Consider the following 19803-nt stretch of genomic DNA (forward strand, 5'->3'; position numbering starts at 1 on the left):
CTCGATCCGCTTTCTAGCGCCTTCGAGAACCTTCGTCATATTTGTCGACTTTGAGCCAAATCAGGGGTTAAAACAGGGGTCGAACAAAGCATGAACAAGGGCGTCGAACAGCAATGGGAAAGCTCAGCGCGAAGCGGATCAAAGGTCTGACCGAAAAGGGGCGGTACGGGGACGGGGACAACTTGTACCTCTGTGTTGGGAGTGGCGGGCGCAAGTCTTGGGCGTTGCTCTACACGATCTCCGGTCAGAACCGTCAGATGGGCCTTGGCCCGCTCGATGACGAATTTGGACTTACGGAGGCGCGCGACCGCGCCGCTGAACTCCGCCGGATGATCCGCCGGGGCGTCGATCCACTGGCCGAGAAGCATGCAGAGCGGGCGAAGGCAGCGCCGACCGTCGTTACCTTCCGCGAGGTCGCTGAGGACTGCATCGCGGCCCTCCTGCCGGGGTGGACGAACGGTAAGAGCGAAGGCCAATGGCGGCAGTCGCTGACGGCATACGCCTATCCCGTCATGGGCAATATGGACGTAGCCGCGATCACGACCGACGAAGTGTATCGGGTGTTGGAGCCGATTTGGGCAACAAAACCGGAGACGGCGGGCCGGGTGCGCGCTCGCATCGAGAAGGTGTTGGATCGGGCAACCGCTCGCAAGCTCCGCACCGGCGACAATCCCGCCCGTCTTAAGGGCAACCTCGACCACCTGTTGGATTCCTCTGCGAAACGGCTGGCAATGAGGATGGTTGAGTGATTCACTGTGCGGGCAGGAGGGCATGGTGATGGTCGAGCAGCGATCGCTGGTGGAAGCGTTGATGGATCCGCGCTTGGGATCGAATGCGAAGCTGTCGGGGATCGAGCGGCTGATCGACTGGAGCCGGCTGGAGCCGCTGGTGTCGCCGCTGCGGCAGGGTCGGACGGGTCGACCGCCCTATGCGCCGCTGGCGATGGTCAAGGCGCTGTATCTGCAGGCGTTGTATGATCTGTCGGACCCCGGGCTGGAGGAGGCGCTGCTCGACCGGCTGTCGTTCCGGCGGTTCTGCGGCTTTGCGCTGGATGGCGGCACGCCGGACGAGACGACGCTGTGCCGGTTTCGCGCGGCTGCGGCGGCGGGGGACGTGCTGGAGCGCTGCTTTGCCGAGATCAACCGGCAGCTGGATGCGCAGGGGCTGGTGCTGCGGCGGGGGACGATCCTTGATGCCTCGGTGGTCAAGGCGACCCGCAAGCCCCCGCGCGGGGACGGGATCGCGCCGGGTGATCCGCACCCCCAGGAGCCGGGTGCCGACTGGACGCGCAAGGACGGCAAGCCGGTGTTCGGCTACCGCTTCCATATCGGCATGGACGAGGGCTCGGGCCTGATCCGCAAGCTGGCCTTCACCTCGGCCAGGGTCCAGGATGTCGAACGGGCCGACGCGCTGGTCTGCGGCGACGAAGGCGCGGTCTATGCCGACCGGGCCTATGAGGGCCAGGCGCGTCGCAAGGCCCTGAAGGCGGCCGGGATCAAGGATCGCATCATGCATCGCCGGCACCGCTACATGCCAAAGCTGCCGCGCTGGCAGGCCCGGCGCAACCACCTCATCGCCAGACGGCGCGCCCCTGTCGAGGCGGTCTTCAGCGCCATGAAGCGCCTCTACGGCAAGGCGCGCACCAGATGCCTGTCGATCGAGCGGAACGCCGCAGACTTCCTCGCCTTTGCCACCATCTACAATCTCAGACGCGCCGCCATCCTTGCCGCTGGCTGAGCCGGAGCGATCCTGCCCCTCCAAACCGGCCAGCCAAAGCTGACCAAGGCCCGTACCGGATCCCTGCAGCGAAAGCCTCGCCCAGATCCTCTGTCACAAATGAGCCGTTTCGCAGAGGAATCCTGTTGGCGAAGCAATCGAAGGTGAAGCGGGTGAAGTCGCACGCCGCGCTGCCATATGCCGAAGTGTCGAGCTTCATGGCCGAGGTGCGGAAGCGGGAGGGTGTCGCCGCCCGTGCTTTTGAGTTCGCCATCCTGACCGCCGCCCGCACGAACGAGGCGCTGGGCGCGACGTGGAGCGAAATTGACCTCGACGCCGCTGTGTGGACGATCCCCGCCGACCGTATGAAGGCCCGCCGCGACCATCGAGTGCCGTTGAGCGATGCGGCGGTTGCGCTCCTGCGCTCGATGCCGCGCGATCAGGGCAGCGACTTCGTGTTCATCAGTCCGATGGCGAAGGGCAAGCCGCTCAGCAACATGGCCTTGCTCGCCACCCTCAAGCGCATGGATCGCACCGACCTGACCGCCCACGGCTTTCGGTCCACGTTCCGCGACTGGGCGGCTGAGACGACGGCATACCCCGACGCCGTGGTTGAGATGGCCCTCGCCCACGCGATCAGCAATGCAGTGGAGGCGGCATACCGACGGGGCGACTTGTTCGAGAAGCGCAAGCGGTTGATGGCCGATTGGGCTGGGTACTGCGAATCAGGCAGCCAGCGAACGGCGGAAGTGGTGCCGATCCGCGCTTGAAAGCGCAGCCGTCCTCACGGGAAAAATGATAAGCCGCTGTAATTGCACAAAAGAAAAATAACTAACTGTAGGAAAGCCGACGCACACCCTTATCGTTCGGGATGAGCTTCTAGAGGCTTCCCGGACCTCCAAGGGAGGTTTCGACTGATGACTGCCAAGTACGTTTTGTCCCCCGCCGAACTGCGCGAGCAGCTTGGCCTATCGCGCAATGCCATTGAACGGCTGATCGAGAACGGCGACTTGAAGCCGCCCATTCTTCTGTCGCCCCGCCGCAAAGCGCACCTGACGAGCGACGTGGAAGCGTTCCTCGCTTCCCGCGCCGCTCTGCGCGACGCCAGCGACAATCCCGCCCACCCCTGCGCCTGAGCGCAGACGATGGACGATGATTTTGACTTCGGCCCGCCGGGGCCGGTCGTCGTGCTCGACCGCGCCGCCGACACATGGGCCGTATTCTTCGATCCGCCCATGCCGGACGGGGAACGGCGGGTCACGTTCGCAGACAAGAACACCGCTTGGGGCGAAGCGATGACCCGTTGCGCCGAACATCGGTTCGGTTTTCGCGATGATGCAAACCCCGCGACAGGCAATCGGAATGCCGCTCTCAAGTAATCGGTCGAATTATTACTTTCGACTGAAGGGAGTGCACTCGAAGAATAAGCCTCGAAACGAGGAGGTATATATGCAGACCCAGTTCACCAGCCCTTACGTCCACAAGAAGATTATTCCCGCTCTCAATCGCGACTGGGATCGCAAGCAGGCGCAGGATGACAAGTCCACCAAGGCGCTGGGCTTCGCTCCTACCGCCGATCATCCACGCTGGTCTTTCGATCAGATCGCGGCGGCGGAGTTCTATCTCAGCCAACGCGACAAGGGCCACAAGCGCGAAATGGCGGGCCGATTGGCGACCCGGCTGCATCACGCGATGCAGGAACACCCGACCGCCGACCAGTTCACCGTCGTCACGCTCGCCAACGGCTCCACCTCGATCCACCCGACCGCCGACCTCGACCTCTCCACCGGCTTCGTGTCGGGCGGCTGCGTCGAGACGGCACTGATGATCGAGGTGCGGGGTCTGCGGGAAAAGGTGGCGCGGGCAATTGAGGAAGCCGCATCCGTCGTCGGCACCGAAGAATGAACGCGCTCGCGATGCTGCTCGCGACGGTCGGGCTGGCGGTGAGTCTCGCTGCCCTCGACCGCGCGCGATTGCCGGAGGGCCGCGATGCTCGTCCCTGAAAACGAAGCGACCCCCGCCGACCGAACGGCGGGGGCCACCCCAGAGGTAACTATGAAGCCCGATTCTTCTGCCGAAGATGCACGTCAGACGAAAGCTGACGGCTCTTGGTCAGCCGACGATCCTGACCGGCCATTCTATGATCGCACGACCAAGGTGGTCGACATTTTCGACTACCACCATGAAGGCGGTCGATACTCCTGCTCCAAGATTAAGGGGCTGCGAAGTGACGGTGAGAAGGTCTTTCTCACCGGTCGGCTTCGCGGCGGCAATGATCTTCAAATCGAGAAGCAGGAATGGCCCGATCAGTTTTATCGTTTCGAGGGCCTGACCGATTACATGAAGGGCAAGGGTGATGAACCCGACTTGCCGTTCCGGTTGCATGATCTGACTCGCGAGAAAGCGGCGCGCCCGGATGAGCCGATCATCGTGCTCGAAGGCGAGAAGGACGCGAACACAGCGTGGGCGCAGGGGTTCATAGCCACTTCTAATCCAGACGGCGCGATGAAGTGGCGCGATCATTTCAACACGCATTTTGAGGGCCGTCACGTCGTTGTCGTCGCAGACAATGACGAAAAGGGACGGAAGCACGCCACCGCCGTTGCGCGATCTTTGGTGCCGGTCGCGGCCTCTGTGAAGATCATCGACCTTCCAGGCTTAGGGAGAAATGGCGACTTCACCGACTGGATCGAAGCAGGCAACGACCGTGACAAATTCCAAGCCCTGATCGCCGCGACGCGGGCGGAGCGTGACTTTGCGCGGGATGACGACCGCAAGCCGCTCAATATTCCCAGCAACGTGCGTCTGTCGCTCAAGCTGATGGGAACCGCCGTCCGGTACAATAACTTCGCTGACAGGTATGAAGTTGAGGGGCTGGCTGGTTTCGGTTCGCTACTAGACGACGCCGCACTCAACCGGATGCGACTGCAAGCGGAGGAACGCTACCGGCTCGCTGTAGGCAAAGATCGCTGGCACGACATCGTGACCGATACCGCCCGCCGCCGGTCTTATCACCCCGTGCGCGACATGCTCGACGGCTTGATATGGGACGGCGTTGACCGGCTCGATGAGTGGCTGGTGACGTATGCCGGGGCCGAGGACAGCGAGTATGTGCGGGCTGTTGGCGCTATCTGCCTCATCGCGGGCGTCCGCCGGGTCCGCGTGCCGGGGTGCAAGTTCGATGAGATGCTGGTCCTTGAAGGCGAGCAGGGCGGAAACAAAAGCAGCGGCCTAGCCACGCTGGCGGGCCGCGAGGACTGGTTTGCCGACGACCTCCCGCTGGACGCCGATAGCAAGGTGTTGATGGAGCGAACGGCGGGCCGGTGGATCGTTGAGCTTGCCGAGTTGAAGGGCTTGAGACGCGGTGCTGTCGAGCACGTCAAGTCGATGCTTAGCCGCCAAGTCGATAAGGCGCGTCTCGCTTACGGGCGCATGACGACGGAACAGCCGCGCCAGTGCGTGTTCTTCGGCACCACCAACGACGGCCAGTATCTCCGCGACATGACCGGCAATCGGCGGTTCTGGCCTGTAGCGGTCAAGCGGTTCGATCTGGCGGCGCTGCGCCGGGATCGAGACCAACTTTGGGCGGAGGCAGCGGCGAGGGAAGCCGCTGGTGCGAGCATTCGCCTGCCGGAAGAATTGTGGGCGGTGGCCGGGGCGCATCAAGCAGGCCGTGAGATCGGTGACCCATTCCACGATCTTCTGTCCGAACGTCTAGACGGCTGGGAGGGCAAGGTTCGCGCCAACGACGTGTGGGAAGCCTTGGGCTTGGGGGAGGTCGGGCGCCGGACGCAGGACGATAATGTGCGCCTCAGCGCCGCCATGCAGAAGCTCGGTTGGCGGCGTCCCAAATCGAAGGTTCGCTTCGATGGGCGTCCGCAACTCGCATGGGTGAAGGGCGGCGATTGTGATGGTGTCGGGGCTTTCGATGAGGTGCCGCGCGCAGTGGTGCTTGGTCTGGACGCGCATGGCGACGACGGGAGGCCGATGTGACGGGCTTCCGAACCTCCCCGAACCCCGCCCGAACCTCCCAGGGGGGGGCGCCGTATCCTCAGCTTTTCTGTGGGTTTCGTTGGGGCGAACCCCCCGAACCCCCTCTTTCTCTAGAAGTAGAAACGAGAGGGGAAGCGGACGGGGAAAGACGGCCCCCGCGACCCCTCTACCGGAAAACCCCGGTTCGGGGAGGTTCGGGGGGTTCGCCCCAAAGGAACCCCGCAGAAAAGCTGGGGAAATCGCGAACCCCCTCCCTCCCGCGACAGGGGTTCGCCCCGCCCCTCCAGGGGGTTCGCCTTCCCCGCCTGAACCGAACGGACGGAATATCATGAGTGAACAGCAGTATATCCGCGACGCCTCGACCAACTATCTCCCGGCGCTGGTCGAACCGACCCATAGCTCCCGCCGTGAGCAGGTGCGCTGGCGCGTTCGCCACCTCAACCTGTCCGCCCTCGACCGCGAGACGCGGCAGGATGCGGCGGCAGACCCCGGCATCGAGTGGGACCCGACCGAGCGCCAGTACCGCATACGGCGGCGCGGGAAGGCCGGAGCGCAGTGCGCCAGCGCCGTCCAGTCCGACCCTAGCGCCATCCCCGCCGCCAGCCCTCCTGCATCGTCCCCGGCGGGCGTCGGGAGCGCCCTGGCGGGAGGGGGCCAGAAAAGTTCGGACGCCTCCAGCCTTACGACCGGCGCCAACCAGTAACGCATATACTAACACCCAAAGTGGAGGACACCCGATGAGTATCAATGTGAAGAACCCACGGCGTCAACGTGCTGATAGCGCAGAAGCGGCAGTTAAAGACATGCTTAATGGCGAGCGTATCATCACGCCGCCTGCCGATTACTTCCTGACCAGCCCCGAACTCACCATCTTCAATGAGGTGATTGCCGAGTTGCCGAAGGGCGAATGGACCGATCACATGATCCGCATCGCCGCTGACCTAACGCGCATGATTGCCGACGCGCGGGCCGAAGCCGATGCGATCCGCCGTGAGGGCAGCGTTGTGGAAGGTGCCAGCGGCGGGCCGATCCGCAATCCCCGGTGCGCGGAACTTGCGTCGCTGCGGGCCTGCATCGCGACCACCCGCCGCTCCCTCGCCATCCACAGCCGCGCCAAGGACGGCATGGACACTGGCGGCCTCGCCCGTCGTCGCGAGCTACAGCGCGGCAACGAGGCATTCCCGCTCGATGACGACGACGAAGGCCTGCTGGCGCGCCCGCCCGCTGACTTCGACTTCAATGGGGTGCATTGATATGACCAGGAGCGAAACCGCCAGCATCGACAAGATCGAACGCTGCCGCCGGGTGAACCGGCTCGCCGCCTCTAAGTACGCCGAGCAAGGCGTTGCCCCCGACGACATCGCCATAGCTGCCGCCTACAGCGCCGTGGACCTCGCTCAGCACAACGTGGGCGACCCCGCCGCCGCTATCGCCTGGGTGCGTCGCGCCCTCGACGTAATGGAAGCGGGCCTCCCCCTCACCGTGGAGACGATGCAATGATCGACCACCCTGCCTATGCCGCCGCAACGCCCGAAGTGCGCGCCGCCGCGCTCGCGCTGTTGGACGAAATCAGCGAACCACTTCACCCTCACGCTCTGGAGCGCCGATTTCAGGACGAAGGGCTGACGCGCGGACAAGCCCGGAAGGCGAAGCACGCACTAGGCCGCGTCAATGTAATTGCGCTGGTCCCCCGGTGAGTGGCGGGCGACCAAGGCGACCGGCGCTAGAGGCGCGGCTGGTTCGCGAGGCGGTGGCGGACATGGATCCATCCGCGCCTCGCGAACCGTTGGCCCGCGATCTGGCCGCCCGCGTCGTGCAGCACCTTCGTAATCACGCTGCCGCTGCCTCTGAACCGGCAATGGCTGCGATGGGCGAGTTGGGCCGTGCCGTACTTCTGTCCCCTGCGCTCGCGCTCGCCACGGACCCGACCATCGACACACTCGCCCTGTTCACCGATGCGCGCGTCAAGTCCCTCCGCGACAGGAACGGCTGGCCGCGAACCGCCGACCAAGAAACGCGAGACGTGGAAGCTGCCTTCACGCAGGTAGAAGGCAAGCTGTTCGCCCGCTATCTCAAAATCATGCGCGCCTAATTATTTCCGGTCACTGGACCTTATCCAGTACTTTCCAAACCGGCTGGCCGAAAGTCCCTCCGTTATCAGGAGGAACTATTATGCGAACCAACAACCTTCCCATCGCGATGATCCGCACCGGCGGTCGCGTCATGGCCAGCGCGCTTCCGACCCGCATCCCGGTCGCGATGCTCCGTGTCAGCGGCAGCGGCATGGGCGTCCGCGCCGATGGCAACCGCAGCCCGGAAGCGATCTTCGCGGACATTCAGGCGACGCTTCGCGACGGCTTCACCCAGCGCGATCAGCAGATCACCAATCTGGCCGACGCAATGTCCTCGATCCAGAACCAGATCAACGCTGGCGGCCACATCGTGTTCGGCGGCTCGCAGTCGTCGTGGGGCGATCAGGTCGTCAACTCGGAAGCCCTGAGCGGCCTTCGCAACGCGGCGGGCAAGGCTCGCGCGCAGATCGACCTCACGCCCTCGAACGCAATCACCAGCGTCCCCGGCAGCGGCGGCGCGCTGATCGCGCCGGATCGGGCGGACGCGGTGGCGATGCCCCGCCGCCGCCTCACCATCCGCGACCTGCTGGGGCGCGGCACGACCGGCTCGAACATGATTGAGTATCCGCGTCAGGTGGTTCGCGAGATCAACGCGGCCACGGTCGCGGAAATGGCGCTCAAGCCGGAAAGCCAGTTCGGCTGGGAACTCGCGCAGGCGAAGGTCCAGACGATCGCGCATTGGGTGGGCGCGTCGCGGCAGGTGCTGGACGACGGCGGGCAGCTTCGCACCCTGATCGACGGTGAACTGCGCTATGGGCTGGCGCTGCGCGAGGAAATGCAGCTGCTGCTCGGTGACGGTGCGGGGACGAACCTGCTGGGCCTGATCCCGCAGGCGACCGCTTACGACGCGACCGGGGAAGCCGCTGGAGCCTCCAAGTTCGATGTCGTCCTCAACGCTATCGCCCAGGCGGAGCGGGCCGACCTCCCGGCGACCGGCATCGTCGTCAACTCAACCGACTGGCTCCGCTTGCAGGGGCTGAAGGGCAGCGAGGGCCGCTACATCGGCTCCGGTCCGATGGGCACGGCGATGGCGACCGCGTGGGGCCTCGATGTTGCCCCCTCCGCTTCGATGCCGGCGGGCAAGTTCCTTGTCGGCAACTTCGCCAACAGCGCGACCGTGTACGACCGGATGACGCCGGTGGTCCTGCTCTCGACGGAGGACCGGGACAACTTCGTCCGCAACGCCGTCACCATTCTCGCTGAGGAGCGGATTGCGCTGGCCGTGCGCCAGCCGCGCGCCCTGATCTACGGCGATTATTCGGGGGCGCAGGGCTGATGGGCGAGAAGGTCACAACCGCCGTCGTGACCGGTGAGCCGGTGCCGGAAAGCGCATATGACGTCGCGCTTCTCGGCACCCCCTCGCTCGTCACCCTCAAGCACGACACGGAAGGCGAACGGATGAAGCTCCGCATCCTCCGGGCTTGCGGGCAGTGGGTCGAAGGCGACGAACCAGAGGTCAATGCCGAGTACGGGCGGCAACTGATCGGCAACGGCTTGGCTGAGGAGGTCAAACCGAAGGCTGGAAAGCCTGCACCCGCGCCTACGGGCAATGGGCAGGCGTGACGGATACCATCATCTTTCTCACCCATAAGCTACCCCGGCGCGAAGGTCTCACCCCCTCCGCGCCGGGGCCGACGATCAACATTCGTATCGTTCGGGAGTGTGGGCGCTGGCGAGCCGGTCAGACCGGCGCGATCAATGCCGACTATGGCCGTCAACTCATCCGCAACGGCTTGGCCGAGGAGGTCGGGCCGAAGGTCGGGAAGCCCGCACCGACCGGACAACGGGTCCGCGCGAGCGTGTAAGGGCAGGCGTTCGCGCGGTGGGCGGCGGGGTTGAGCGAGGCTCCTCCGTCGCCCCTTCCATTCGCAGAGTCGGCGGGTTAACAATATCACAAACGCGATGTGGGAAGCCACCACGCGCATTGATGGGGCGATAGGTGGCCGAGAAGCCGGACGACATTCAGCTAAAATTCGACGGCGAGCCAGTGAAGCGGCTTGACGGCGCTCCTGCTGACGCGGTCATCGCCTCGCTGCAAGCCCTCCAACGCATGGTTTACATTATTGGAATGCGCTCGGAAGGGCGAAACCTAAGTGAGCGGCTTAAGCCGACGGCGAAGGTAAAGCGCGATTACGCGATCGTTTGTCGCGCACCGAAGTATGGCAGTCACATCCAGCCCTTCAATGTCGCTTCCCAAGCTGGCGCATTCACTCCTGCCGCCGTCGCCGCACGTGAGAAACTGCTGAAGACACTAAAGGCGTTCGACAGCGGAGAAGAGGAAAAGGTCGAACTTGCGCTTCCGAATGCGCGCGAGCGTTGGTTTATGGCGAAAGCGGCGCTCGGATTATTGCCGCCCGAAGACAGCGGCCTTGAGGTCACTGTTCGTGCTGGATCACGAGGACCATTCAACTTTAAAGCTGATCGCGCGCGTGCCCTGCTTGCGAAGTATGATACAGCCGAGCCACCGGAGGTGGACGAAGAAGTTGTGGCGGGCAAGTTGCAGGCGATCGACTTCGCGCGAACCATTCTGACGGTCAAGCCGAGCCACGATCCTGCTATTCGCCTGGACTACCCGCTGCCGCTTGAAGATTGGTTGAAAGCGAATGTAAGGAAGCGCCTCCGTTTCACGGGGTGCCCGAAGATCAATCAGAAGGGCGATGTAAGCTCTTTCAAGCAGATTGATACGGTTACAGAGCTTGAGCCCAGCCTGCCTCCTATCGAGGAGTTCAAGGCGGATGACTATGTAATCAGGGCCAACCGCCCACTCTCTATACCGGTCACGGTCGAGTGGGATGAGCGTCTCTTCATATTCCAAGATCGATCGATTGGCGTGGATGCTTTTGCCACCTCTTACGGTGATCTTCGGAAAAGTGTTCTTGATGAACTGAACGTCTTATGGCGCAATTACGCGCTTGCTGAAGATGATGAGCTTGATGATGAGGCTCGCGCAGTGAAGGCGAATTTGCTGACTCGCTTTAAGGTAGCCGCCGGGTGACGAGGGATCGCGACGTCATTGATGCTGCGCTACAGCGCAAGGGCTTCCAAAAAGATAATGGTGACCACAATTATTATATATATTGGAACTTGGCGGGCAAAAAGACCATGAAGAAGACAAAAATGAGTCATGGTTCGTCGCATAAAACAATTGGTGACCCGCTGCTCGGTAAAATGGCAAAGCAGGTTGGGCTGACGAAGAAGTCTTTTCTGGAGTTGGTCGATTGCACTTTAGATCAGGCGGGGTATGAAAAAGTTGCGATCGCCAATCCATAGCTCGATGAACGCATAATCTTTGCATTTAGGCGGAGCATAGCCATAAGCGGTTATCGGCAGGGTGGGTTTCAGGAAATGGGTTAGCCTTGCCTTCGGCGGGGTGACTGCTGTTGCTTTCATCATTTTTACGAAGGCTGTTGAAGAGTTTGCAGCGGCTAGGGGCTGGGACAAGTTCTTGGTATCCGGCTGGGGGATAGTGTCGCGCCTAGGGTTATCCGACGTGGTTGCCTTCTCGTTCTTCGGGTTGGGAGGAGCTACCCTAGCCTTATGGACAGAATTTTGGTTCAGAGGGCGCAGAGAAGCCCGCGATGCGCTAGACAAGATCGCCTTATTTTCGAGAGCAGACCTGACATTTCCAAGAGTGCTGATGGCGAATTGTCTGTCTCGCTAGGTGAATCCTCAGAAAACGTCGCCTACTACGCCTGGTATGTGAATAACGGCGGGACGATGCGGAATGAGGCTGTCCTTGTCTTCATCGAGTTTGAAAAGCAGATACCCGCACCTCAAGTTCTAGCACATTCAAAACTAGAGGGGCAGTGGAGCGAGTTCGCAACCACCGATCGCTTTACATTCGTCCAGCTGAAAGGTTGGCCAGAGGGCGAGGTCGTCGTACAGTCAGTTGACTCGAAGGCTCTTGGCTTGGACCACCGCTATGAGCTTCAGGTATGGCGCTCATACTCACCGGCAGATTAAAGCTCGTCTATATCAGGGGTCGAAACAGGGGTCGCGCCCGCCGCACTCCCTAGAACCCCAACTTTTCTGTGCCCGTTAGATACCCTCCGTCTCCGCCATTGCCGTGCTGCAAAATTAGCCACCGGCATCCCGCCTCCGCGGCGGCCTTCCTGGACATCGCCAAAGCCCGGCAAGCGCCGCCCGCTGGCCTTCACACCCCCGTGGCTCGCGGCGCCGTGCACGGCACATTGTCGGCGGTCCAGTCGATTTCGTCGGGCGTGGGGACTTTCTCGCCCTTGCCGATGTCCGCTTTTTTTCCGGTCGGGGTGTAGGTGATATAGCCCTTGCTGTTGTCGAAGGCGGCGATGCGGGCATTGTCGCGTTCGGCGGTGGCGACGTCGATTTCCGTCTGTTCGGTGCGCGAGCCGCGGATCATGCGGATCGTGCCGTCGCGCATCTCCCAGGCGCGGTAATAATCATGGCCGAACAGCCGCTGGTCGAAGCTGGCCGTCGCCGACCATTGCCGGGCCTCCGTCCCGCCGGGCAGGCGGATGCTGGTGGCGTAGCAGTCATAGCTGGGCTTGGTGTAGAAGGGCACGTCCTTGCGCGCATCGGCGCCCCGACTGCGCCGGTCGGGCGGGCTGAAGCCGCCGCCGGGCAGCGCCAGCGATCTGGTCCCGTCCGTGCCATTTTCCCAATCGACGTTGCCGGTGCCCTTGATGGTCAGGATGCTCGCCTGGGCCTTCTGGTCGTAGTGCCATGTGACGCTGTCGATCGCCTGCCAGAATTCGCCGACCGCGTTCTGGCGCAGCGTGTCGAGCAGTTGTGCCGGGGTGATGGCGGAGAATTGCATCTGCTGCTGCAATCCCTCCACCCCGCGCGTGATGGTGGTGGAGGTCAGCGTGGCGGGCTTGTCGAACCCGGCGCGCGCGTCGATCTCGGTCAGCGTGATCTCGTCAGGCACCTTGGCCATATGCCGGTCCAGCTTCTCCAGGCCATGGCCCGTGGCCGTCAGCGGCAGCACCCATTGTACCGGAAAGACCGGCCGCGCGGCGGGCGTCGCCACGGCGGGCAAGGTGCCGTCCAGCCAATAGCTCTGGCCGTCGATATGCGCACGGACCAGCACATGGTCGAACAGGCCGGGATTGGGCAGATGCTGGTCGAAGCCGTCGTCGCCGCCGCTGGAATTGACGATCACCGGCTCCGCCTCGATCCCCATGTCGCGGAGCAGGGCGAGCAGCAGCGCCGTCTTGCCCTTGCAGTCGCCATAGCGGCGCTGCCACGTCTCGTCGGCGCCGGCCGGGGTCAGGTTGCCGCCGTTCAGCCCGACATAGATGTAGCGAACATTCTGCTGGACCAGCTTCAGCGCGGCCGCCGCCCGGTCGAGCGGCTTGGGATTTGCGGCGGCGATACGGGCGACCTCGGCCTTGAGCGGGGAGGCGGCGGGCAGGGTCGATGCCTTGACGTAGAGCGGCGCGAAATGGCGCGACACCGACTCCCAGTCGGCGAAGTCGCTATATTCCGCGATCCGTTGCCACTGGTAGCGCGGCGGCGCGTCCTTGGGCGGGGTCAGGGTCGGCGGATTGTCGAAGCGGAGGTCGAGGGCCGTGTCGCTCCATTGGGCCGCCGAGGCCAGGTCGGGCGTCATCCTGACGTTGGGCTTGTGCCCGGCGTCCCAGCTCAGGCCGACATGATAGCGGCCCGGTGCCGGGCTGGCGGCCAGCGCCAGCAGCCCGGAGGCCTTGTTGCCCATCACCGGGTCCTTGGAAAAGCTGGTCCATTCGATCTCCAGCTCGTCGCCGACGCGCAGGTCGGGGACGCGCAGCACGGCGGTCAGCATGCCGTCGAGCTTGGCCTCCTCCAGCTTGTCCTCGCGGCGCAGGATTTCGAACGCGGCGGTCTTGAGCACGTCGATGGTCTGGCCGTCGCGGATGACGGTGATGCCATGGACGATCGGCGGCCCGGCGGCCGGATCCCAGGCCAGCGAGACATTGCCGATCTGAAGCGCATTGGATTGCAGGATCTTGACGCGGTAGCCCAGATATTGGGCCTGCCCCTTGTCGTCGAGATGCGCCTCGACATCCTGGCGGCGGATGAAGACCGGGCCGCCGGCATCCGCGGGGACGGCCAGGGGTTCGGACCGGGTGGCCCAGGCGGGCAGGGGCCCGCGCCGGACCCGGTCGGCCTGTCCTTGCGCCGTTCCGACCGCCAGCATCGACACCAGCGCCATCGCCATCATCCGCACCGTCATCCCCCCCCAATCCCGTCATCGGCCCCGGGCGGCATAGTGACAGAAGCTTCGCCCGGTTCAAGCCGGGGCCGGTGCTTGCCCGGTCGCGGCGGAACGTGCATCGACGGACGCATTGCCGCAGAGCGACCGACCATGAGGAGTCCCGATGCCCGTCACCGATATCGCCACCCGCGTCTATAATCACGGCTGGCGGCTGGACCCGGTCGTGCGCAGCCTGCTCGACACCGATTTCTACAAGCTGCTGATGCTTCAGATGATCCGGCAGCTTCATCCGGAGGTCCATGCGACCTTCTCGCTGATCAACCGCAGCACGTCGGTCCGGCTGGCCGAGGTGATCGACGAGCGGGAATTGCGCGAGCAACTGGACCACGCCCGCACGCTCCGCTTCACCAAGAAGGAGCTGATCTGGCTGGCGGGCAACAGCTTTTACGGCAAGCAGCGGATGTTCAAGCCCGAGTTCATCGACTGGCTGGCCCGCTTCCAACTGCCCGATTACGAGCTGCGCACGGTCGACGGCCAGTTCGAGCTGCATTTCGACGGCCCTTGGGCACAGACGACGATGTGGGAAATTCCCGCGCTCGCCATCGTCAACGAGCTCCGCTCGCGCGCCGCGCTGAAGGGCAAGGGGCGGTTCGAGCTCGACATCCTCTATGCCCGCGCCAAGGCCAAGCTGTGGGACAAGGTGGAACGGTTGCGCGAATTGCCCGACCTTGTCCTCTCCGACTTCGGGACGCGGCGGCGGCACGGTTTCCTGTGGCAGCGCTGGTGCGTCGAGGCACTGAAGGAAGGGCTGGGCGATCGCTTCATCGGCTCGTCCAACGTGCTGCTGGCGATGGACAACGACCTGGAGGCGATCGGCACCAACGCGCATGAACTGCCCATGGTGATGGCCGCGCTGGCCCCCGACGATGCCGGGGTGGCGGCGGCGCCTTACCGCGTGCTGGAGGAGTGGCAGGCGCTGTATGACGGCAATCTGCGCATCGCCCTGCCCGATGCGTTCGGGACCAGCGCCTTCCTGCGCAACGCCCCCGACTGGCTGGCGGACTGGACCGGCTTCCGCCCCGATTCGATGCCGCCGATCGAAGGGGGCGAGCAGATCATCGCCTGGTGGAAGCAGCTTGGCCGCGACCCGAAGACCAAGCTGCTGATCTTTTCCGACGGCATGGATGTGGACAGCATCGAGGCGACCTATCGCCATTTCCATGGCCGGGTGCGGATGAGCTTCGGCTGGGGCACCAACCTGACCAACGACTTCCGGGGATGCGATCCGGCGGGCGAGGCGGGGCTGGAGCCGATCTCGCTGGTCGCCAAGGTCATCAGCGCGGACGGGCGACCGGCGGTCAAACTGTCCGACAACCCCGCCAAGGCGACCGGCCGGCCGGACGAGATCGAACGCTATCTGCGGATATTCGGGCAGGAAGGGCGCCACGCGTCTGCGGTCACCGTGTAGGCCGATACGATCCTCCCCGGCACGGGGAGGGGGACCGCCGCGAAGCGGTGGTGGAGGGCGCGCGCCGCTAGGGACATCTTATGAGGAAACCCCTCCGGCAGGGCTACACCCTGCCCCTTCCCTGTGCTGGGGAGGATCGTATCGACTTTGGTCTATGATGGTGGTGCCCCGTGGCGGCGCATGGTAACTTCATGAAATGGCGGGACGACATCGCCTGGCCGGATCAAGGGAGAAGACCATGCGCAACGCCGATCGTCGGACCATCATCGCGGGGTTGGGAGCGGGGCTCGCTTTGGCGGCGGGCAATGCCTGTGCCGCGCCGCGCGGACGCAAGATCGGTTATGCGATCGTCGGGCTGGGCAGCTATGCCGAACTGATCATGTCCAAATTCGCGGAATGCGATCAATCGCGGCTGGTCGCGCTGGTCAGCGGGACGCCCGAAAAGCTGAAGCGCTTCGGCGAGAAATACGGCATCCCCGAAAGCCATCGCTACAGCTATCAGACGTTCGACCGCATCCGCGACAATCCGGATATCGACGTCGTCTATGTGATCCTGCCCAATTCCCTGCACGCGGAATATACGGTGCGCGCCGCGCAGGCTGGCAAGCATGTGATGTGCGAAAAGCCGATGGCGGTGTCGGTGGCCGAGTGCCGCACGATGATCGAGGCGTGCCGCAAGGCAGGGCGCAAGCTGATGATCGGCTATCGCTCGCGGTTCGAGCCGCACAACCGGTTGGCGATCGATCTGGCGCAGAAGGGTTTCGTCGGGCCGACGCGGATCATCACCGCCGACCACGGCTTCAACGCGCGGCCCAACCAGTGGCGGCTCGACCGGGCGCTGTCGGGCGGCGGGTCGCTGATGGATATCGGCATCTACAGCCTCAACGCCGTCCGCTATCTGACCGGAGAGGAACCGGTGGAGGTCAGCGCGATCGAGGCGACCGACCGCAACGACCCGCGCTTCCGCACCGTCGAGGACCGGATCAGCTTCCTGCTGCGCTTCCCCTCGGGGATCGAGACGACCTGCGTGTCGAGCTACAGCTCCAACCACAATATGTACCGCGTGACCGGGACCGAGGGCTGGATCGAACTGGAGCCCGCCACCTCCTACGAGGGGCAGAAGATGTGGATTCGTCGCGACGGTCGTACCGAGGAGCGACAGGTCCCGGCAGGCAAGGGCCAGCATGCCGGGCAACTCGATCACCTGGCCGAGTGCATCCTGAACGACACCAAGCCCCTGGTGGCGGGCGAGGAAGGGCTGGCGGACATGAAGGTGATCGAGGCGATCTACCGCTCCGCGCGGGAGGGGCGGCGGATCGCCATCGCCTGATCCCGGTCATGCCTCCAGGGGGCGCCCCGATGAACCACCATGTCGTCGCCATCGTCCCCGCCGACGATCTGGATGCCAGCACCGCCTTTTACCGGCTGCTGGGTTTCGAGGTGGCGGCCGATTTCGGCGGCTATCGCATCCTGGAGGACGGGCAGGGCTGGCACCTGCATCTGAACCACATGCCGGGCTGGCCGCCACGGGTGGAGGACAACCCCTTCGGCCTCTATCTCTATGTCGAGGATGTCGATGCGGTCGCCGACCGGGTGCGCGACCGCATCATCGAGCGGGGTGCCCCGCACGCCAAACCCTGAGGCACCTATGAATTCGCGGTGAGCGATCCCAGCGGGGTGCTGGTGCGGATCGGCCACATCATCCGCTGACGCCGCCGGGAGGCTGTTCGGATACGCGCCCGCAGCGCGCTCGCAAACGGCCCCTCAGTGCAGCTTGGCGATCGACAGCCCGTCTTCCTTCGCGCGCGCCTTTACCGACTCCTCGCTCCGGGTCAGCGCCTTGGCGATCGCCTTCAGCGCCATGCCCTTCTTGGCAAGCGTATGGAGTTTCTGAATTTCGTCGGTCCGCCAGGGCTGGCGGTGTCTTTCAAAACGTTCGGCCATCTCGCTGATATAGGCCGATGCCGCCCCGCTTACCATGACCCATGGAGGGCCTGAGCGGCGCATGATGACTCGCTTACAAATGCGTCATGCGGTGCGACTCCGCTTGCCTTCGTATCGCGGTGCAGCGAAGCAGGACGTCACCGGGAGACTATATATCATGCGAGTATGTCCATGCGTCTTTATGCCCTGCTCTGCTGTGTCGCCTCGTCCGCAATAGCCGTTCCGGCGCTCGCCCAGACGCGCGGCGTCCCCACGCCCGATACCGACCAGACGCAGGCGAGCGGTGACACCAGCGATATCGTCGTCACCGCCAAGCGGCTCGACAATGCCCGCGCGCATATCCAGCCGAGCCTGGGCGCGTCGAATTACGAGATCACCAGCGACACGATCAAGGCGCTGCCCGGCGGCGAGAACCAGCAGTTCAACCAGATCCTGCTTCAGGCCCCCGGCGTGGTGCAGGACGGCTTTGGCCAGTTCCATGTCCGCGACGACCATAACGGCCTGCAATATCGCATCAATGGCACCATCCTGCCCGAAGGGCTGGCGGTGTTCGGCCAGACCCTGTCGCCGCGCCTGGTAGACAAGGTCAACATCCTGACCGGCGCGCTTCCCGCCCAATATGGCCTTCGCACGGCGGGGGTGATCGACATCACCACCAAGAGCGGGCTGTTCGACAATGGCGGCACCGCGTCCCTCTATGGCGGCAGCCATAACACCATCCAGCCCAGCCTGACCTATGGCGGCTCGACGGGCAGCACCAACTATTTCGTTTCGGGCGATTACCGGCATAGCGGGCTGGGCATCGAGAGCGTCGATGGCCGCTCCAACCCGGTGCATGACGATACTGACCAGTATCAGGCCTTCACCTATATCGACCATATCCTGGACGATCAGAACCGGGTGTCGTTCGTCGGCGGTTATTCCAACCAGTGGTTCCAGATCCCCAACCCGGTCGGCCAGCAGCCCAGCGGCACCTGGACCGTCGGCGGGCAGAGCGCCTTTCCCAGCGAGACGCTGAACGAGACGCAGTTAGAGAAGACGGGCTTCGGCCAGATCGCCTTCCTCCACGATGCCGAACCGCTGACCGTGCAGGCGTCGCTGTTCGCGCGCTATTCCTCTCTGCGCTACCGCCCCGACGTGCTGGGCGAGTTGCTGTATAATGGCCAGGCGCAACAGGCGTACAAGCAGGACTTCGCGATCGGCGGACAGGTCGATGCGGTCTATCATGTCGGCGCCGCCCATACGTTGCGCGGCGGCTTGCTGGTGACGCGGGACCGTTCGACCAGCGATACCACGACCAGCGTCTTGCCCGTCGATGCGAACGGCAACCAGGCGGGCGAGCCGATCGCGATCGTCGACAATGGCGGCAAGACCGCGACCAGCTTCAGCGCCTATCTTCAGGACGAATGGAAGCTGCTGCCCCGGCTGACGCTCAACTATGGCGCGCGCTACGATCTCTATAACGGCTATCGGCGCGAGGGGCAGTTGTCGCCGCGCGTCAATCTCGTTTGGCAGCCCGGCGATACCTATACGCTGCATGCGGGCTATTCGCGCTATTTCGTGCCGCCGCCCTTCGAACTGGTCGGCAGCACCAGCATCGCCAAGTTCGTCGGCACCAGCGCCTATCCGGCCGTCACCGACAACACCGTGCCTTTCGCCGAGCGGCAGGATTATTTCGACGCCGGGTTCCAGGCGAAGCTCAGCCGTTACTTCACCTATGGCATCGACGCCTATTATCGCATCTCGAAGAACCTGATCGATGAAGGGCAGTTCGGCGCGCCGATCATCCTGACCCCGTTCAACTATTCCCAGGGACGCATCGGCGGGATCGAGGCGAATATGAGCTATGCGCGCGGCGGCCTGCTCGCCTATGCCAATTTCGCGGCGGCCAAGGCCAAGGGGCGCAACATCGTCTCCAGCCAGTTCAGCTTCGGCCAGGACGATCTCGACTATATCGCACGGCATTATATCTATCTGGATCACGACCAGACATTCACCGGATCGGCGGGCCTGTCCTATGCCTTTGCGGAAGGGACAAAGCTGGGCGGCAGCATGATCTATGGCTCGGGCTTGCGGCGGGACGACGACGTCAATTCCATCCCCAACGGCGCGAAGCTGTCACCCTATGCGCAATTCAACCTGACCGCGAGCCAGCATCTGGCGGGGCCGAATCTCGATATCCGCTTCGACGTGATCAACCTGCTGGACCATAAGTACGAAATCCGCGACGGAACCGGCGTGGGTGTCGGTGCGCCGCAATTCGGACCGCGTCGCGGCTTTTTCGTCGGCCTGTCCAAGGCGTTCTGATGAGGTGAAGTTCTCCCCTGTGGGGGTGTTGCTAAAGTCGGCCTTTCACGCCCCCTTCATGCCCCACC

23 protein-coding genes are annotated in these 19803 nt (G+C 63.8%); 21 read left to right on the forward strand and 2 right to left on the reverse strand.

What is annotated here, in order from left to right; all coding sequences use genetic code 11:
• Positions 1-113: 113 nt before the first annotated feature.
• From QE379_RS03815 to QE379_RS03895, 17 genes are all read left to right on the forward strand, one after another.
• Complete coding sequence (locus tag QE379_RS03815; RefSeq protein WP_306997997.1) at positions 114-749, forward strand: integrase arm-type DNA-binding domain-containing protein; 636 nt, start codon at positions 114-116, stop codon at positions 747-749.
• Positions 742-1737, forward strand: coding sequence for an IS5 family transposase (locus QE379_RS03820; RefSeq protein ID WP_306997743.1), 996 nt, complete (start codon positions 742-744; stop codon positions 1735-1737). Before QE379_RS03815 ends, QE379_RS03820 begins: the two co-directional genes overlap by 8 nt.
• 125 nt (positions 1738-1862) lie before the next feature.
• On the forward strand, positions 1863-2486 hold the full coding sequence (locus QE379_RS03825; RefSeq protein WP_306997999.1) for a site-specific integrase: 624 nt from the start codon (positions 1863-1865) through the stop codon (positions 2484-2486).
• 147 nt (positions 2487-2633) lie between these two features.
• Positions 2634-2852, forward strand: coding sequence for an AlpA family transcriptional regulator (locus tag QE379_RS03830; RefSeq protein ID WP_306998002.1), 219 nt, complete (start codon positions 2634-2636; stop codon positions 2850-2852).
• 9 nt (positions 2853-2861) lie between these two features.
• Positions 2862-3095, forward strand: coding sequence for a hypothetical protein (locus QE379_RS03835; protein ID WP_179510047.1), 234 nt, complete (start codon positions 2862-2864; stop codon positions 3093-3095).
• Between the two features lie 70 nt (positions 3096-3165).
• Entirely contained in the window at positions 3166-3621 is a 456-nt protein-coding gene (locus tag QE379_RS03840) for a hypothetical protein (protein ID WP_306998004.1), read from the forward strand.
• A gap of 150 nt (positions 3622-3771) precedes the next feature.
• Positions 3772-5709, forward strand: coding sequence for a VapE domain-containing protein (locus tag QE379_RS03845; RefSeq protein WP_306998006.1), 1938 nt, complete (start codon positions 3772-3774; stop codon positions 5707-5709).
• A gap of 328 nt (positions 5710-6037) precedes the next feature.
• Positions 6038-6412, forward strand: coding sequence for a hypothetical protein (locus QE379_RS03850; RefSeq protein WP_306998008.1), 375 nt, complete (start codon positions 6038-6040; stop codon positions 6410-6412).
• A 34-nt stretch (positions 6413-6446) separates the two neighbouring features.
• Positions 6447-6962, forward strand: a complete 516-nt coding sequence (locus QE379_RS03855; RefSeq protein ID WP_306998010.1) for a hypothetical protein — start codon at positions 6447-6449, stop codon at positions 6960-6962.
• Position 6963: 1 nt separating this feature from the next.
• A complete protein-coding gene (locus QE379_RS03860) occupies positions 6964-7209 on the forward strand; it encodes a hypothetical protein (RefSeq protein WP_306998012.1) in 246 nt (81 codons plus the stop codon).
• Positions 7206-7406, forward strand: coding sequence for a hypothetical protein (locus QE379_RS03865; RefSeq protein WP_306998014.1), 201 nt, complete (start codon positions 7206-7208; stop codon positions 7404-7406). The genes QE379_RS03860 and QE379_RS03865 overlap by 4 nt, the downstream gene beginning before the upstream one ends.
• 89 nt (positions 7407-7495) lie before the next feature.
• Entirely contained in the window at positions 7496-7801 is a 306-nt protein-coding gene (locus tag QE379_RS03870) for a hypothetical protein (protein ID WP_306998016.1), read from the forward strand.
• An 80-nt stretch (positions 7802-7881) separates the two neighbouring features.
• A complete protein-coding gene (locus QE379_RS03875) occupies positions 7882-9117 on the forward strand; it encodes a phage major capsid protein (RefSeq protein ID WP_306998019.1) in 1236 nt (411 codons plus the stop codon).
• Positions 9117-9404 (forward strand): hypothetical protein, encoded by a 288-nt coding sequence (locus QE379_RS03880; RefSeq protein ID WP_306998021.1) that lies wholly within the window; start codon positions 9117-9119, stop codon positions 9402-9404. The genes QE379_RS03875 and QE379_RS03880 overlap by 1 nt, the downstream gene beginning before the upstream one ends.
• A complete protein-coding gene (locus QE379_RS03885) occupies positions 9401-9646 on the forward strand; it encodes a hypothetical protein (protein WP_306998023.1) in 246 nt (81 codons plus the stop codon). The genes QE379_RS03880 and QE379_RS03885 overlap by 4 nt, the downstream gene beginning before the upstream one ends.
• 134 nt (positions 9647-9780) lie before the next feature.
• Positions 9781-10836 (forward strand): hypothetical protein, encoded by a 1056-nt coding sequence (locus QE379_RS03890; RefSeq protein WP_306998026.1) that lies wholly within the window; start codon positions 9781-9783, stop codon positions 10834-10836.
• A complete protein-coding gene (locus tag QE379_RS03895) occupies positions 10833-11111 on the forward strand; it encodes a hypothetical protein (RefSeq protein ID WP_306998028.1) in 279 nt (92 codons plus the stop codon). Before QE379_RS03890 ends, QE379_RS03895 begins: the two co-directional genes overlap by 4 nt.
• Positions 11112-11994: 883 nt before the next feature.
• Here the strand turns inward: QE379_RS03895 and QE379_RS03900 are convergent.
• Positions 11995-14034 carry a DUF3857 domain-containing transglutaminase family protein gene (locus QE379_RS03900; protein ID WP_306998030.1) on the reverse strand — a complete coding sequence of 680 codons (2040 nt, stop codon included), beginning with the start codon at positions 14032-14034 and terminating at the stop codon, positions 11995-11997.
• Between the two features lie 145 nt (positions 14035-14179).
• Between QE379_RS03900 and pncB the strand changes: the two genes are divergently transcribed.
• The 3 genes from pncB to QE379_RS03915 all read left to right on the forward strand — a co-directional run bounded on the left by pncB (position 14180) and on the right by QE379_RS03915 (position 17125).
• Positions 14180-15484 (forward strand): nicotinate phosphoribosyltransferase, encoded by a 1305-nt coding sequence (gene pncB / locus QE379_RS03905; protein WP_306998032.1) that lies wholly within the window; start codon positions 14180-14182, stop codon positions 15482-15484.
• A gap of 238 nt (positions 15485-15722) precedes the next feature.
• Positions 15723-16814 carry a Gfo/Idh/MocA family protein gene (locus QE379_RS03910; RefSeq protein WP_306998034.1) on the forward strand — a complete coding sequence of 364 codons (1092 nt, stop codon included), beginning with the start codon at positions 15723-15725 and terminating at the stop codon, positions 16812-16814.
• Between the two features lie 29 nt (positions 16815-16843).
• Positions 16844-17125, forward strand: coding sequence for a VOC family protein (locus QE379_RS03915; RefSeq protein ID WP_306998035.1), 282 nt, complete (start codon positions 16844-16846; stop codon positions 17123-17125).
• Positions 17126-17248: 123 nt separating this feature from the next.
• On the opposite strand, the gene QE379_RS03920 is transcribed toward QE379_RS03915, so the two are convergent.
• Positions 17249-17428 (reverse strand): hypothetical protein, encoded by a 180-nt coding sequence (locus QE379_RS03920; RefSeq protein WP_267433756.1) that lies wholly within the window; start codon positions 17426-17428, stop codon positions 17249-17251.
• 171 nt (positions 17429-17599) lie between these two features.
• Between QE379_RS03920 and QE379_RS03925 the strand changes: the two genes are divergently transcribed.
• Complete coding sequence (locus QE379_RS03925) at positions 17600-19735, forward strand: TonB-dependent receptor (RefSeq protein ID WP_307003072.1); 2136 nt, start codon at positions 17600-17602, stop codon at positions 19733-19735.
• Positions 19736-19803: the final 68 nt, after the last annotated feature.

This window comes from Sphingomonas sp. SORGH_AS_0879 (assembly GCF_030819175.1).
In the GTDB taxonomy this organism is placed as follows: Bacteria; Pseudomonadota; Alphaproteobacteria; order Sphingomonadales; family Sphingomonadaceae; genus Sphingomonas.

Excerpts from the sequence above, each read along its gene's own strand:
- QE379_RS03900 (WP_306998030.1), bottom strand. The coding sequence starts at position 14,034 with ATGACGGTGCGGATGATGGCGATGGCGCTGGTGTCGATGCTGGCGGTC.
- QE379_RS03830 (WP_306998002.1), top strand. The coding sequence starts at position 2,634 with ATGACTGCCAAGTACGTTTTGTCCCCCGCCGAACTGCGCGAGCAGCTT.
- pncB (WP_306998032.1), top strand. The coding sequence starts at position 14,180 with ATGCCCGTCACCGATATCGCCACCCGCGTCTATAATCACGGCTGGCGG.
- QE379_RS03845 (WP_306998006.1), top strand. The coding sequence starts at position 3,772 with ATGAAGCCCGATTCTTCTGCCGAAGATGCACGTCAGACGAAAGCTGAC.
- QE379_RS03850 (WP_306998008.1), top strand. The coding sequence starts at position 6,038 with ATGAGTGAACAGCAGTATATCCGCGACGCCTCGACCAACTATCTCCCG.
- QE379_RS03865 (WP_306998014.1), top strand. The coding sequence starts at position 7,206 with ATGATCGACCACCCTGCCTATGCCGCCGCAACGCCCGAAGTGCGCGCC.
- QE379_RS03880 (WP_306998021.1), top strand. The coding sequence starts at position 9,117 with ATGGGCGAGAAGGTCACAACCGCCGTCGTGACCGGTGAGCCGGTGCCG.
- QE379_RS03840 (WP_306998004.1), top strand. The coding sequence starts at position 3,166 with ATGCAGACCCAGTTCACCAGCCCTTACGTCCACAAGAAGATTATTCCC.
- QE379_RS03910 (WP_306998034.1), top strand. The coding sequence starts at position 15,723 with ATGCGCAACGCCGATCGTCGGACCATCATCGCGGGGTTGGGAGCGGGG.
- QE379_RS03875 (WP_306998019.1), top strand. The coding sequence starts at position 7,882 with ATGCGAACCAACAACCTTCCCATCGCGATGATCCGCACCGGCGGTCGC.
- QE379_RS03925 (WP_307003072.1), top strand. The coding sequence starts at position 17,600 with ATGCGTCTTTATGCCCTGCTCTGCTGTGTCGCCTCGTCCGCAATAGCC.
- QE379_RS03855 (WP_306998010.1), top strand. The coding sequence starts at position 6,447 with ATGAGTATCAATGTGAAGAACCCACGGCGTCAACGTGCTGATAGCGCA.
- QE379_RS03860 (WP_306998012.1), top strand. The coding sequence starts at position 6,964 with ATGACCAGGAGCGAAACCGCCAGCATCGACAAGATCGAACGCTGCCGC.
- QE379_RS03920 (WP_267433756.1), bottom strand. The coding sequence starts at position 17,428 with ATGGCCGAACGTTTTGAAAGACACCGCCAGCCCTGGCGGACCGACGAA.
- QE379_RS03915 (WP_306998035.1), top strand. The coding sequence starts at position 16,844 with ATGAACCACCATGTCGTCGCCATCGTCCCCGCCGACGATCTGGATGCC.
- QE379_RS03815 (WP_306997997.1), top strand. The coding sequence starts at position 114 with ATGGGAAAGCTCAGCGCGAAGCGGATCAAAGGTCTGACCGAAAAGGGG.
- QE379_RS03835 (WP_179510047.1), top strand. The coding sequence starts at position 2,862 with ATGGACGATGATTTTGACTTCGGCCCGCCGGGGCCGGTCGTCGTGCTC.